We start from the raw sequence: 14,471 nt of genomic DNA on the forward strand, positions 1-14,471 counted from the left end.
CGGATGCGACCGCGTGCTACTCGGCGGCAGCGGCGCGCTGCACGCCCAGGATGTCCACGACGAAGATCAGCGGCGAGTTGGCCGGGATCGAGCCCTGCTCCTGGTCGCCGTATCCCTCTGCAGCCGGAATGACGGCGAGCATCTGGGAGCCGACGGTCTGCCCCTCGAGCGCCTTCTGGAAGCCCTGGACGACGCCGGTGGTCTGGAACGACGTCGGCTGGCCGCGGCTCCAGCTGGAGTCGAACTCGGTGCCGTCGGGCAGCACACCCAGGTACTGGACGAAGACGGTGTCGCCCGGGTTCACGGTCGGGCCGTCGCCCTTCTTCAGAACGGCGAGCTGAGTCGTGTCGGGGGCGGTGAAGTCATCGGCGATCGTGACGGACGGCTTGCCGTCGCTGTCGAGCTCGACCTCCGGCATGCCCGCCACGGGGTCCTGGTCCTCACCGGTGGCGACCAGGGAAAGCTGGTCGACCGACTGGGCCACGACGACGGCGTTGGACGCACCCTCGCCGAGCATCGAGCCCGGGATGGTGAACGCCGTGGCCGAACCGAGCGGCGTGCACAGGACACTGCTGCCGAAGATGCTGCTGCCGTCGACCACGATCGGCACCAGGCCGGAATCGTCCGGTGCGGTGGTCGCCGAGTCGAGCAGGACCTCGCCCGTGGTCGGGTCGACGACGAGGTACTGGCCGGAGACGAGCTGCCCGATGGCGAGGTCCTCGCCGTCGGCCTGCTCCGAGATCGTGCGCTGCAGATCCGCGAATTCGAGATCGGCGGGCACCTGCGCGGCGAGCGAGGGGGCGCTGCCGGTCACGGTGATGGCGTCGGAGTCGGCGCCGGGCTGCGGGTCGAGACCGCACTCCGAGGCGGCCGACGAGGACGGGCTGGGGGTGGCGTCCGGCTCGCCCGAGCCGGCGCAGCCGGCGAGCAGGAGGGCCGACATCGCGGCGACGGACAGGGCGGCGAGCGGGCGAATGCGCACGGAACAACCTCGAGACATGGAAGGGAAGCCTCCATCTTTTCGCATCTTTGCTCCGTTCGCGCTGAATGTTCGCTATGTCGGTCCGAGAAACCCCCATGCCGGAACCGGAATGCGATCGGATGTACCCTCTACGGGTGACTTCCGACCTCGTACCCGGCGCCGACGACACCGCCGGCGATACGGCGGAAGCTTCCGGATCCCTTCCCGTCCCGGCGCGCCGGATGGGCATCACCTACGCCCTGGGTCGCCAGATCATCCGGCCTCTCGCACGCCTCCTCTACCGCCCGCGCGTCGAGGGCCGGGCCAACGTCCCGAAGTCCGGCCCGGTCATCTTCGCGAGCAATCATCTGTCGTTCATCGACTCGATCGCGATCCCCGTGGCAGCACCGCGGCCGGTGCACTTCCTCGCGAAGGCGAGCTACTTCGAGGGCGGGGCATCCCGCTGGTTCTTCACCGCCATCGGCGCGATCCCCGTGCAGCGCGGCGCAGGACAGGCCGCGCTCGACGCGCTCGACCAGCAGCGCACGCTGCTCGAAGAGGGAAGCGCCGTCGCGCTGTACCCCGAGGGCACCCGCTCACTCGACGGCCGTCTCTACAAGGGGCGGACGGGGGTGGCGTTCCTCGCACTGCAGACCGGCGCGCCCGTCGTACCCGTCGGGCTCATCGGCACCGACGACGTCATGCCCGTCGGCGCGAAGATGCCCTCGCTCACGCATCGCATCACCGTCAGGTTCGGCGAACCCCTCGACCTTGCGCACCACGGTCCGGCATCGTCGGGCAAGGCCCGTCGGCTTGCGACCGACGAGATCATGGCCGCGATCCACGCCCTGTCGGGTCAGGAGCTCGCGAACGCCTACAACGAGGTTCCGGCGCAGAACCCGATCGACCGCATCAAGCAGGTCCTCCCCCACGAGCGCCGCTGACGACCGCCCCCGTGCGGGGTTCTCTCAGGACGACGCGACCACGATCGTGGGCTCGTGCCGCACCGGGAAGTTGACCGAGTTCGCGATGAAGCACCACTCGGCCGCCTGCGCGTGCGCGGCGGTTGCGGCATCCGTCATCGAGGCATCCGCGACGGTCACGCGCGGCCGCAGCACGACCTCCCGGAACGCGCCGCCGCCGCGCCCGTCTTCGACCATGAGACCGGATGCCTCGTCTTCGTAGCCCACGACCACCACGCCGGCCTGTACACACGCGTGGAGGTACGACAGCAGGTGGCACTCGCTGAGGGCGGCGACGAGCATGTCCTCGGGGTTCCAGCGGGACGGATCGCCGCGGAAGGGCTTGTCGGCCGAGGCCGCGAGAGCGGGCTTTCCGTCGATCTCGATCGTCACGGCACGGTCGTAGTCCCGGTAGCCGGAGGTGCCGGTGCCGCGGTCACCGGTCCACGTCGACCGAACGGCGTATCGGTGCTCACCCCACATGCGGACAGTCTGTCATGCGGGCGCACCGCGACCGCGGCGGTAGGCTGTCGGGGTGCCGCAGACCTTCGCCGCAGCCGACGCCGTCGAACTCGCCGTTGTCGAACGCAGCGGATTCATCGAGTCCCGACACGCGGGCATCGCCATCGTGCTGGCCGCCGACGGCACCATCGCCGAGAAGCTCGGGGATCCGTCGGCACTGATCCTCCCCCGTTCGAGCCTCAAGCCGCTCCAGGCGCTGGCGTGCCTGACGGCGGGCGCGCCGCTGGAGGGCGAGCGGCTGGGGCTCGCGACCGCGAGCCATGCGGGCACCGACCGTCATGTCGCCGTCGTCCGCGACATCCTCTCGCTCGCTCAGCTCGGCGAGGAGGACCTCGGCTGCCCGGCGGCCTGGCCCAGCGACACCACCACCCGGGACGAGATGGTGCGCGAGCTCGGTCAGCCGGCGCGCATCCGCATGAACTGCTCCGGCAAGCACGCGACCATGCTGCTCACCAGCGTCGTCAACGGGTGGGAGCCGGAGGGCTACCTGGCGCCGGATCACCCGGTGCAGATCCTCATCCGCGAGACGATCGAGCGCCTCATCGGTGAGAAGATCGCCGCGACCGCCGTCGACGGCTGCGGCGCTCCCGTCTACGCCATGACCCTGTTCGGCCTCGCCCGGGCGATCCACCGCATCGGCAACTCGTCGACGACCTCGCCCTTCGCGCTGCACCGCAGTGCCGGCGCGCTGGTCGATGCCGTACGCGCGAACCCCTGGACCATCGACGGCCCCGGCCGCGCCGACACGATCGCCATCGAACGCCTCGGCGTCTTCGCCAAGGGCGGCGCCGAGGGCGTCATGGTCATGGCGGCGGCCAACGGCACCACGGTGGCGCTCAAGATGCTGGACGGCAGCGGTCGCGCGGCGACCGCGGTCGCGCTGCGACTGCTGGAGCGCCACGGCGCGCTCGCATCGTCCGACGTCGCCGACACCATCTCGCGACTTCCCCTCGCCGTCACCGGCGGCGGGCAGGATGTCGGGGCCATCCGCCCCGCCTTCTAGAGGCGCTCCCACAAGGAGCCCGAGCGCTCCAACGGCGGAGCGGAAAGGATCACACGATGCGGATCAGTGTCCCCACCGAGGTGAAGAACAACGAGTACCGGGTCGCCCTCACTCCCGCAGGAGTGCACGACCTGGTCGCGTCGGGCCACGAGGTGTTCGTGCAGCGCGGCGCCGGCGAGGGCTCCTCGATGCCCGATGCGGAGTACGAGGCGGCCGGAGCGGTGCTGCTGGACGACGCCGCCGACGTGTGGGCACGGGCGGAGCTGCTCCTGAAGGTCAAGGAGCCGATCTCGAGCGAGTACGGCTATTTCCGCGACGACCTCGTCCTGTTCACCTACCTCCACCTCGCCGCGGACCGGCCGCTGACGGAGCGGCTGGTGGCGGACGGCGTCACGGCCATCGCCTATGAGACCGTCCAGCTCTCCGGCGGGGGCCTCCCCCTTCTTGCGCCCATGAGCGAGGTCGCCGGCCGGCTCGCGCCGACCGTCGGCGCGGCGACGCTGATGCGATCCGCAGGCGGTCTCGGCCTTCTCATGTCGGGCGTTCCGGGCACGCGGCCGGCAGCGGTGACGGTGATCGGCGGAGGCGTCGCGGGCGCGAACGCGGCAGTGATCGCGGTCGGCATGGGTGCCGACGTGACAGTCTTCGACACCAACGTGCAGCGGCTCCGGTACCTCGACGATCATTTCCAGGGACGGGTGAAGACGGCGGCCTCGAACCCGCTCGACCTCGACCGCGCCGTCGTCTCGTCGGATCTCGTCATCGGATCCGTGCTCATCCCCGGCGCGAAAGCTCCGAAGCTCGTCACGAACGACATGGTGGCGCGCATGCGTCCGGGCTCGGTGCTCGTCGACATCGCCGTGGACCAGGGCGGCTGCTTCGAAGACACGCACGCCACCACGCACGCCGACCCGACGTTCCCGGTGCACGGCAGCATCTTCTATTGCGTCGCCAACATGCCCGGCGCGGTGCCCAACACGTCGACCTCGGCGCTGACGAACGCGACGCTCCCCTACATCCGCCAGATCGTCCGGCGCGGGTGGCGGGAAGCGCTTCGCTCGGACCCCGCGCTGGCGGCCGGCCTCAACACCGTGGGTGGGCGCATCGTGAACGCCGGTGTCGCGACGGCGCACGACTTCGAGCTCTCACCGCTGGACGCCGCGCTGGCCTGAGCCCTGTGACCGACCCCCGGGTGCCCCGCACCCGGGGGTTCGGCATGCGCGCCCGCAGTGCGGATGTCGGAGCGGCGCGCCACACTGGGGCGATGACCGAACAGCACGAATGGACGGTGGAAGACCATCTGCGCGGCGCGGAGCCCGAGGCCGTGCGGCTGTGGCACGCCGTCGACGAGCTCATCCGCTCGTTCGGCGCGGTGACGCATGCGGTGTCCAAGACGACGGTGACCTTCCGCGGGCCGCGCCGAGGCTTCGCGGGTGCCCGGCCGGTGCGGCAGGGGGTGCGCGGGTACTTCGACCTCATGCGCGAGCTGCCGCCCGACTCCAGGATCCTCGGCGTCTCACCCTACGGGCCGCGCCTGTTCGTGCATCAGTTCCGTCTCACCGACGAGGGCCGGTTCGATGAGACGTTCGCGTCGTGGCTGCGGGAGGCCTACGAGGTGGGTTGCGGGGCGCACCTCCGGCCCTGAGACTGCCGGACCGTCAATCGACCCCCGGCGGCACGACCTGCTTCACCGCACCGGCCGGATGCCGCGGCGGAGTCGGCCGCGGCGGAGTCGGCCGAAGCTCAGGCGAGGCCGCCGTCGATCGACCGGGAGAAGTCGGCCGGGTCCTCCGGAACGAGCACCTCCGTGTCACGGTTGAGGCTCTCGCCGCGGAAGAAGGTCTTCGCTCGCGGGAAGGCGAACCAGAGGAACATCAGGAGCACGCCGAACGCAAGGGAGCCGATACCCAGGACGAAGGTGCCGCCGATGCCGAGGAGCACGGTGTAGCCGTAGTCGACGTCGTACATGTCGATCGCCGACTGGACGAAGGCGTACGTCAGCATCAGTGCGCCCAGCAGGGGGAAGAGGAACCGGTAGAAGAAGTTCCGCGCCGAGGTGAAGAGGTCGCGGCGGAAGTACCAGACGCAGGCGAAGCCGGTGATGGCGTAGTAGAACGCGATGGCGAGACCCAGCGAGAGGATCGAGTCCTGCAGGATGTTGTCGCTGATCAGGGTCATGCCGATGTAGTAGACCGACGCGACGATGCCCATGACCAGCGTGGAGAAGGACGGCGTCTTGTAGCGCGGGTGCACCGAGGCGAACCTCCGCGGGAGGGCCTTGTACGCCGCCATCGCCAGCGTTCCCCGTGCCGTGGGCAGGATCGTGGTCTGCGTGGAAGAGATCGCCGAGATCATGACGGCGACGACGAGCACCCAGCCGAGGGGGCCCAGCAGTCCGTCCTTGATCGCCAGGAAGAAGTCGTCGGCGTTCGCCTCGTTGCCGAGGCCCGTGCCGTCGCTGCCCAGACCCGCGTACATCATCGCAGCGACGGTGACTCCCACGTATGTCACCAGCAGGATGACGGTGGTCAGCAGAGCCGCCCGTCCGGGGATGCGCTTGGGATCCTTGGTCTCCTCGTTCAGGGCGAGGCAGGTGTCCCAGCCCCAGTAGATGAAGAGCGCGAGCAGGATGGACTCGACGAACCCGCCCCACTCCGTGAACGCCAACGGGTTGAACCACGACCAGTCGAACGGAGTCGGGTCGGGAGCGCTGCCCGCGAAGAACTGCCACAGCGCGGCGACGACGAAGATCGCCAGGGCCAGATACTGGATGCCGAGCAGGATGTTCTGGATCCGCTCGCCGATCTCGACGCCGCGCCAGCTGACCCACGTCATCGCGGCGATGAACACGACGCCGGTCGCCGTCACCAGGGGGACGTTGTCGGAGAGCAGCGCGTCCTCCGGATTGCCGACGAACCCGTCGATGAGCGCCCAGAAGTAGATGCCGGCGATCTGCGCCAGGTTCGCGAGCACGACCATGCCGGCGACGGCGACGCCCCATCCGCCCATCCATCCCACCCATGGCCCGAACGCCTTGGTGCCCCACGTGAACGTGGTGCCGCAGTCGGGCACCGCGTTGTTCAGCTCGCGGTACGCGAACGCGATGAAGAGCATCGGGATGAACGCGATGACGAACGCGATGGGCGCCTGGGCACCGACCGCGAGGACGACGAACCCGAGGGTCGCCACCAGGGAGTACACCGGGGCGGTGGACGCGAGGCCGATGACGGTGGAGCCCCAGAGGCCCAGCGTGCCGGCGGCGAGCCCTTTGCCCTCGGGCCGTTGCAGATCGATCGGGGTTGTAGCCACAGTGTGACGTTAAGCGCTGGGAGATGAGCCGGTCAACACGGTCCCCCGACGGTTCGGCTGGACATCGTCGATGGGAAGGACAATGCGGACGGGGTCCGCGCCGGAGGAGATGAGCCAGGCGCGCCCCGCTCCCGGCTCGCAGTACGGCGGTACGCCGCGGAATCCCGCCACGACGCGAAGCTCCGCGGCGCACGATGTGTCGATGACCAGATCGTGGTCACCGCGCACATCAGCCAGTAGACGCCAGTGACGCTGCCAGTCGTCCGGTTCCCCCACGACGACCACACAGCCCTCGGCCGCAGGCGCGGGATGGGCCACGTAGTCGTCCACCTCGACCACCCGCACGCCCTGCTCCTGCCAGGCGGCGTGCGCCCGGCGCCCCGTGGGCGACCGGCGCGCGACCACACCGGTGAGCCGTGCCGTCGGCATCCAGGCCTCTTCCACGGCTTCGGTCTCGGGCAGCGCGGTCGGCGCGGCCGCGATCTGCACCGCTCGGCCGTCCAGGCGGCCACGCCCGGGCGGGGCGGAAGGATCGAAGCCCGACGGATCGCCGCCGGCAGCCGCGTGGTCGACGCGCGACGGGTAGGGAAGGATCAGCCGCCGCGGGAACAGCTCGGCGACGCGCGACACCGCGCCGGTGAGCCGATGGGCTCCCGCGACGACGAGCACGCCGGCGCCGCCCGCGCGGCGCACGAGCTCCTCGACGCGCTCGAGCACCACATGCGCGTACTCGGCCGGCAGGCGCAGCGCCACCGCGTCGAGGTCGTCGATCAGCACGGCCGAGCCCGCCGGAGGAAGTCGGTCGTGCAGAGATGACAAGGCGTCCCACAGGCGTTCCGGGTGCGCCGGTACGCGGACGACCATCTCCCGCGACTGGGTCGCGATCACCTCGAGCGCGTTGGAGACACCGGAACCCGGCCCGCCGAGCACGAGCAGTCCGCGATCGGCCGGAGTGACGAGTGCCACCGGCTGGCGTTGACGCTCCGGCTCGTCCGCCAGGCCGAGAAGCACGCCTCCCGCGGGGAGGACGTCCGGCGCCTCCGACGCGTGGGCCGCGAGTTCGTCGACCGTCAGCAGGGCGGGGAGGGCCGGCAGCCACGGGCGCGACGGAGGACGGCGACCGGTGCGCAGGGCGGCCACGGCGACGTCCTCGGGGGTCGACAGCGCGATCCGCACCTGCTGCGGCGCGGCGTCGCCCGCGCGGCGCACGAACGCGGTCCCCCGCCCCGCTGTCCCGCCGGGCAGACGCGCGGCGTCGTCGGTGCCGAGGAGCGCACGGCTGTCGGCGGGGTCTGTGACGCGGAGGCTGACGCGCAATGGACAGTTCGCGAGCAGGTTGTCCCTGACGACGCCCGCCGACCGCTGGGTGCCGAGGATGAGGTGGATGCCGAGGGCACGGCCACGTGCGGCCATGTCGGCGAAGAGCGCATGCAGCTCAGGATGGTCGGCCAGCAGTGCGGCGAACTCGTCGACGACCACGACCAACCGGGGAAGGCGCACACGCGGATCGAGGATGTCGCGAGCGCCGGCCGCCGCGACAGTGGCCTCGCGGCGTCGCAGTTCGGCACGGAGGCTCTCCATCGCCCGTCGCGCGCCCGAGCCGTCCAGGTCGGTGATCACGCCGGTGACGTGCGGCACCCCCGCGAGCCCGTCGAACGCCGTCCCGCCCTTGAAGTCCGCCAGCAGGAACGTCACTTCGTCAGTGGTGCGGGTCGCGCAGAGCGCCAGGATCCACGTGATCAGCAGCTCGCTCTTGCCGGAGCCGGTCACGCCCGCCACCACGGCGTGAGGGCCGTCGGCGACCAGGTCGACGATGGCCGTCACCCCGCCCGCCACCCCGATCGCCGCGGGCAGTCCGCGCATCGTCGCTGGCACGGCTGCGAGCAGCGGTGCCAGCGCCAGAGGCTCGCCGCCTTCCCGCAGCAGGCCGAGGCTGCGTTCGGCGCGGCCGGTCAGCTCACGCGCGATCTCATCGGCCTGCGCCCGCCCGACCGCCTCGGCCCGCACGGGCACCGTGTCGCCGGCGTGCTCCATGCGGGCGACGCCGGGCGCGTCGACCGTCAGAACGGCCTCGCACCGCGGCGGCAGCGGTTCGCCGGGGTGGCACCGCGCGATCACGACGTCCGCCTCACCGGGCACCAGTTCGCCGGGGCCGATGACGGCGAGCGCCGTGCCGCTCCGGGCCGCGAAGTGCGGCAGTGCCTCCACCCATTCCAGCGTCGGGCCGACCGGGCCGACGATGCGCAGATCACCGGGGGCCAGTGCCAGGCACAGCTGCAGCGCGAGCGCCCGCTGCACGCCCGCCCCGAGCGTGTCGCCGCCGACCACCGCGATGCCGGACGTCAGCGGCACGGTGACCGGGGCACCGGCGACCCGGGCTGCGCGGCGGCGCAGCTCGATGGCCTCGGGATCTCCGTCGCCGCCGGTCACGCGCACGATGCTCTGTCGCTCCCCCTCGCCGACCACGATCGACGCGACCCGGCCGCCGCGCCAGATGTCGCCGTCGCGCGAGACGAGGCGGGCGACATCGGGATGCCGCGCCCAAAGCTGTGCACGCTCGCCCGCGTGACGCGCGGCCACCGCGGTTGCGACATCATCGCGGGCCCGCGCGGCGTCAGCCGCCGCCGTCTGCCGTCCTTCCGCGCCGCTCGGCGCGCATCCAGCACGGTCGCCGCGGCGATCACCGGACCCAGGAGTGCGAACCACAACGAGAACACCGAACCGGTGACGAGCCAGAGTGCCACGGCGCCGACGACGGGGACGATCGCGGCCACCAGGGGCAGTGGTGGCCGCGTCGGCGGACGCCATGCGGCGGGAAGCGTCAGTGGCTCGTCGTCGGAGGCCACCGGGTCGACGATCGGGGAAGCGGTCGAGCGCATAGGCCAAGTCCACCGCCCCGGACGCGGGCTCGGACGGCCGAATGAAGGATCTGTGGATCCGCCGGCTCATTCCCCAGCTGGGGAGGAACCGTGATCGACTGTCGAATCGTCGTCTGCCGCCGAACCGTCCTCAGCGACCGTCGCCGGCCGGCCGACGTCCAGCACGATCACCGTGATATTGTCGCGTCCGCCGTTCTCGAGCGCCGCCTCGAGCATCGCGGCCGCCGCGTCGGCGGGATCGGAGTTCTCGTCGAGGAAGTGGCGGATGCCGTAATCCGTGAGCTCCTTCGTCAGCCCGTCCGAGCAGATGACGAACCTGTCCCCCTCGATCACGTCGAGCCGGACGTAGTCGGGCGTGACGCCCTCGCTGGGTCCCACGGCCCGCGTGATGACGTTGCCGTACGGGTGGTTCTCGGCCTCTTCGGGGCTGAGACGGCCGGCAGCGACCAGCTCCTGCACGACCGAGTGGTCGGTCGTGATCTGCACGATCGCGCCGTCGCGCACCAGATAGACGCGGGAGTCGCCGATGTTCAGCGTGACCCAGTGCGGCGCATCCCCCGTGGTGTCGAGGAAGACACCTGTCACCGTGGTGCCGGTGCCGTCATCGGTGGCCTCGGGGTGGGACGCGATGTCCTTCACGGCCCGCGCCAGCGCCTTCTCGATCGTTTTCGTCGACACGTGGCCGCTGTCGGCGACCGCGCGGAGACGCTCGATGGTGCTGGCACTGGCGATCTCGCCGCCGACGTGGCCGCCCATGCCGTCCGCCACGACGAAGAGTGGGTACGAGGCGAACATCGCGTCCTGGTTGACCTCACGCCGCCGACCGGTGTCGGTCAGTGCGGCCCACGAGAGCTCCAGTACGCCACCGGGCACCGGGACGGCGAGAGACTCGGTGGAAACCTCGGGCACGCCGTGTCCTCCCCGTACGATGCACACGGGCCCTACGCCCCTGCGTCCTCACATACTAGTGGGTTACTCCACGGCGTCCTCGGACTCGGCGAGGGTCTCCACGACGATCTGCGCCGTCGTCGGCGGCGGGGCGAGCGGCACGGTGGTCACCGACACCAGGTCCTCGTCCTCAGCCGCGCCCTCGAACTGGGCGTTGTAGAGCCTCGAGTACGCGCCATTCACCTTCAGGAGCTCGTTGTGGGAGCCCTGCTCGACAATGGCGCCGTTCTCCATCACCAGGATGAGATCGGCGTCCCGGATCGTCGACAGCCGGTGAGCGATCACGAAGGCCGTCCGGTCCTCGCGCAGCCGCGACATCGCCCGCTGGATCAGCAGCTCGGTGCGGGTGTCGACCGAGGACGTCGCCTCGTCGAGGATCAGGATGCGCGGGTCGGCGAGGAACGCGCGCGCGATGGTGATGAGCTGCCGCTCTCCGACGCTGAGGTTCGTCGCCTCGTCGTCGAGCATCGTGTCGTAGCCTTCGGGCAGCGCGTGCACGAAGCGGTCGACATAGGCGGCCGTCGCCGCGGCGACGATCTCCTCCTCCGAGGCGTCCGGGCGTCCGTAGGCGATGTTCTCGCGGATGGAGCCCGAGAAGAGCCACGTGTCCTGGAGCACCATGCCGGTGCGTGCACGCAGGTCGTCGCGCGTCATGTGCCGGGTGTCGACGCCGTCCAGCGTGATGGTTCCGGAATCGACGTCGTAGAACCGCATGATGAGGTTCACGAGCGTCGTCTTGCCCGCACCGGTCGGGCCGACGATCGCGACGGTGCTTCCGGGCCGTGCGGCGAGCGTCAGGCCCTCGATGAGCGGCTTGTCGGCGACGTAGCGGAACGAGACGTCCGTGAACTCCAGCCGGCTGGCCGACTCCGGCGCGGTCTCGGCCGGGTCGTCATCGGGCGTCTGCTCGTCCTCGTCGAGCAGCTCGAACACCCGCTCGGCGCTCGCCACGCCGGACTGCAGCAGATTCGCCATCGAGCCGAGCTGGCTGAGCGGCTGGGTGAACTGGCGCGAGTACTGGATGAACGCCTGGACGTCGCCGATGGACATGAGACCGGCTGCGACCTGCAGTCCGCCGACGACGGCGATGGCCACGTACACCAGGTTGCCGACGAACATCATCGCGGGCATGATCACGCCCGAGAGGAACTGGGCGCCGAAGCTGGTGCGATACAGCTCGTCGTTCTCGGTGCGGAAGTCCGCCTCGACCTCCTTCTGGTGGCCGAAGACCTTGACGATCGAGTGGCCGGAGAAGGTCTCCTCGACGCGGGCGTTCAGCACGCCGGTCGTCTTCCACTGCTGGACGAACAGCTTCTGCGAGCGGCGCGCGACGAGCACCGTGATGAGGATCGTGAGCGGGATCGTGACGAGGGCGATCACCGCGAGCAGGGGCGAGATGATGAACATCATCGTCAGCACGCCGACCACCGTGAGCAGCGAGATGACCACCTGCGAGAGGGTCTGCTGCATCGTCTGACCGATGTTGTCGACGTCGTTCGTGACGCGGCTCAGCAGCTCGCCGCGCTGCACGCGGTCGAAGTACGAGAGCGGCAGGCGCTGCACCTTGTCTTCGACCTGCAGCCGCAGGCGATGCATCGACCGCTGCACCACGCCGTTGAGGATCCGGGCCTGCAGCCATCCGAAGATGCTCGAGAACACGTACACCGCCAGCACGAGCGCCAGGATCCGCGCGAGCTGCTCGAAGTCGACGCCGGCGCCGGGGACGAAGTCCATCGCGGCGATCATGTTCGCCTGGTCCTGGTTGCCTGAGGCGGCAAGCTGATCGACGACCTGCTGCTGGGTCATCCCTGCGGGGACCTGCAGCGAGATGAAGCCGGCGAACACCACATTCGTGCCTTCGCCGAGCAGCTTCGGGCCGATCACCGAGAGCGTCACCGAAAGGATGCTGAACACGAGCACGACGACGAGCTGCGGCATTTCGGAGCGCAGGGTGCCGAGCAGCCGCTTCGCGCTGGGGCCGAAGTTGTTCGCCTTCGCCGCCGGCGCGCCGGCACCGCCGAAGGGGCCGCCGCGGGGGCCGGCCGGAGCCGGGCGCGAGTTCTGGGTGCCGCTCATGCCGCCGCCTCCGCTGCGAGCTGGGATTCGACGATCTCGCGGTACGTCTGACACGTCTCCACGAGGTCGTCGTGCAGGCCGATCCCTACGACGCGTCCGTGATCGAGGACGACGATCTGATCGGCGTGCTGGATCGTCGACACGCGCTGCGCGACGACGAGCCTCGTCGCATCCGGCAGGTGGGTGTCGAGCGCACGCCGGAGCTCGGCATCCGTCCGCAGGTCCAGTGCCGAGAACGAGTCGTCGAAGATGTACGCCTCCGGCCGCTTCACGAGGGCGCGCGCGATCGCGAGCCGCTGCCGCTGGCCGCCCGAGACGTTCGTGCCGCCCTGGGCGATCTGCGCCTCGAGCCCATCGGGCATCGCGCGGACGAAGTCGGCGGCCTGCGCCAGTTCGAGCGCCTCCCACAGCTGTTCGTCGGTGGCGTCGTGATCGCCGTAGCGCAGGTTCGACGCGATCGTGCCCGAGAACAGGAACGCGCGCTGCGGGACCAGCCCGACGCGCGTCCACAGCTCGTCGGGGTCGTAGTCGCGCACGTCGACGCCGTCGACGCGGACGCTCCCCGCCGTCACGTCGAACAGGCGCGGCACGAGGCTGATGAGCGTCGTCTTGCCGGAGCCCGTGGACCCGATGACAGCGGTCGTCGTCCCAGGCTCGATCGTGAAGGTGAGGTCGTGCAGCACCGCGTCCTCGGCGCCGGGGTACGCGAAGTCGACGTGGTCGAACTCGATCCGTCCTTCGGGAGCGGGAGCGGATGCCGCGACCGCGGGCGCCGCCACCGAGGGGTCGGTCTCGAGCACCTCTCCGATGCGGTTCGCGCAGACCGCGGCGCGCGGGATCATGACGAACATGAACGTGGCCATCATGACGCCCATGAGGATCTGCATCAGGTAGGTGAGGAAGGCGAACAGCGTGCCGATCTGCACGCCGTTGTTCTGCACCTGGAAGGCACCGAACCAGATGACCGCGACGCTCGACAGGTTCATGACGAGCATGACGGCCGGGAACATCAGCGCCATGAGGTTGCCCGCGCGCAGCCCCGTCTCCTTCACGTCATCGCTGGCGCGTTCGAACCGCGCACGCTCCTCCCGCTCGCGCACGAACGCCCGCACCACGCGGATGCCGGTGAGCTGCTCGCGCATGATCTGGTTCACGCGATCGATGCGCTTCTGCATCTGCGTGAACGCCGGCACCATGCGCCACACGATCAGCCCCACGATGATGAGCAGCACCGGGATCGCGACCGCCATCAGCCACGACAGGCCGACGTCCTGACTGATCGCCATGATCACGCCGCCGATCGCCAGCATCGGGGCCGAGATCATCAGCGTCGCCGAGACCTGCACCAGCATCTGCACCTGCTGCACGTCGTTGGTGTTGCGGGTGATCAGCGACGGCGCCCCGAACTGCCCCACCTCTCGCTGCGAGAACGCGACCACGCGGTGGAAGAGGTCGCCGCGCAGATCGCGACCCATCCCCATGGCCAGCCGCGAGCCGAAATACACCGCGATGATCGCGCACACCACCTGTACGAGGCTGACGATCAGCATGAATCCGCCGGTCGACCAGATGTACGGGATGTCGCCGGTCACGACGCCGTTGTCGATGATGTCGGCGTTGAGCGTCGGCAGCCACAGCGATGCGATCGACTGCGCCAGCTGGAAGACGACGACGGCCACGATGAGGGGCCACGCCGGCTTGAGGTAGCGCACCAGGAGCTTTCCGAGCACGACGGTCCTTTCGGCGCGCGGAACACGTCCGCTCCCGCGGACCGCGCACGAGAAGTGACGCTACGCCTGCGTCCGCTGCGG

11 protein-coding genes are annotated in these 14,471 nt (G+C 70.2%); 4 read left to right on the forward strand and 7 right to left on the reverse strand.

The window, feature by feature from the left end; genetic code table 11:
• Positions 1–16 precede the first annotated feature (16 nt).
• Positions 17–982, reverse strand: coding sequence for an FKBP-type peptidyl-prolyl cis-trans isomerase (locus tag NCG93_RS10215; protein WP_194413963.1), 966 nt, complete (start codon positions 980–982; stop codon positions 17–19).
• A gap of 95 nt (positions 983–1,077) precedes the next feature.
• Here NCG93_RS10215 and NCG93_RS10220 point away from each other — a divergent pair, with 95 nt between their 5' ends.
• Positions 1,078–1,905 (forward strand): lysophospholipid acyltransferase family protein, encoded by an 828-nt coding sequence (locus tag NCG93_RS10220; protein ID WP_372495971.1) that lies wholly within the window; start codon positions 1,078–1,080, stop codon positions 1,903–1,905.
• A gap of 24 nt (positions 1,906–1,929) precedes the next feature.
• Here NCG93_RS10220 and NCG93_RS10225 read toward each other — a convergent pair whose 3' ends face one another.
• Positions 1,930–2,406 (reverse strand): OsmC family protein, encoded by a 477-nt coding sequence (locus NCG93_RS10225; protein WP_194413965.1) that lies wholly within the window; start codon positions 2,404–2,406, stop codon positions 1,930–1,932.
• A gap of 52 nt (positions 2,407–2,458) precedes the next feature.
• Here NCG93_RS10225 and NCG93_RS10230 point away from each other — a divergent pair, with 52 nt between their 5' ends.
• The 3 genes from NCG93_RS10230 (at position 2,459) to NCG93_RS10240 (ending at position 5,093) form a co-directional block, all read left to right on the forward strand.
• Positions 2,459–3,448 carry an asparaginase gene (locus NCG93_RS10230; RefSeq protein ID WP_194413966.1) on the forward strand — a complete coding sequence of 330 codons (990 nt, stop codon included), beginning with the start codon at positions 2,459–2,461 and terminating at the stop codon, positions 3,446–3,448.
• A gap of 56 nt (positions 3,449–3,504) precedes the next feature.
• Positions 3,505–4,620: an alanine dehydrogenase gene (gene ald, locus NCG93_RS10235; protein WP_194413967.1), complete on the forward strand. Its 1,116-nt coding sequence runs from the start codon at positions 3,505–3,507 to the stop codon at positions 4,618–4,620.
• A 92-nt stretch (positions 4,621–4,712) separates the two neighbouring features.
• Positions 4,713–5,093 carry a DUF5655 domain-containing protein gene (locus NCG93_RS10240; protein ID WP_194413968.1) on the forward strand — a complete coding sequence of 127 codons (381 nt, stop codon included), beginning with the start codon at positions 4,713–4,715 and terminating at the stop codon, positions 5,091–5,093.
• Positions 5,094–5,191: 98 nt separating this feature from the next.
• Here NCG93_RS10240 and NCG93_RS10245 read toward each other — a convergent pair whose 3' ends face one another.
• The 5 genes from NCG93_RS10245 to NCG93_RS10265 form a co-directional block, all read right to left on the reverse strand.
• On the reverse strand, positions 5,192–6,757 hold the full coding sequence (locus NCG93_RS10245) for an APC family permease (RefSeq protein WP_194413969.1): 1,566 nt from the start codon (positions 6,755–6,757) through the stop codon (positions 5,192–5,194).
• Positions 6,758–6,766: 9 nt separating this feature from the next.
• The gene (locus tag NCG93_RS10250) at positions 6,767–9,337 is read right to left on the reverse strand and encodes an FtsK/SpoIIIE domain-containing protein (RefSeq protein WP_194413970.1); all 2,571 of its coding nucleotides are present in this window, start codon (positions 9,335–9,337) and stop codon (positions 6,767–6,769) included.
• Between the two features lie 365 nt (positions 9,338–9,702).
• Positions 9,703–10,545, reverse strand: coding sequence for a PP2C family protein-serine/threonine phosphatase (locus NCG93_RS10255; protein ID WP_194413971.1), 843 nt, complete (start codon positions 10,543–10,545; stop codon positions 9,703–9,705).
• Between the two features lie 63 nt (positions 10,546–10,608).
• Positions 10,609–12,660, reverse strand: coding sequence for an ABC transporter ATP-binding protein (locus NCG93_RS10260; RefSeq protein ID WP_194413972.1), 2,052 nt, complete (start codon positions 12,658–12,660; stop codon positions 10,609–10,611).
• Positions 12,657–14,390: an ABC transporter ATP-binding protein gene (locus NCG93_RS10265; protein ID WP_194413973.1), complete on the reverse strand. Its 1,734-nt coding sequence runs from the start codon at positions 14,388–14,390 to the stop codon at positions 12,657–12,659. Before NCG93_RS10265 ends, NCG93_RS10260 begins: the two co-directional genes overlap by 4 nt.
• Positions 14,391–14,471: the final 81 nt, after the last annotated feature.

This window comes from Microbacterium yannicii (assembly GCF_024055635.1).
In the GTDB taxonomy this organism is placed as follows: Bacteria; Actinomycetota; Actinomycetes; order Actinomycetales; family Microbacteriaceae; genus Microbacterium; species Microbacterium yannicii.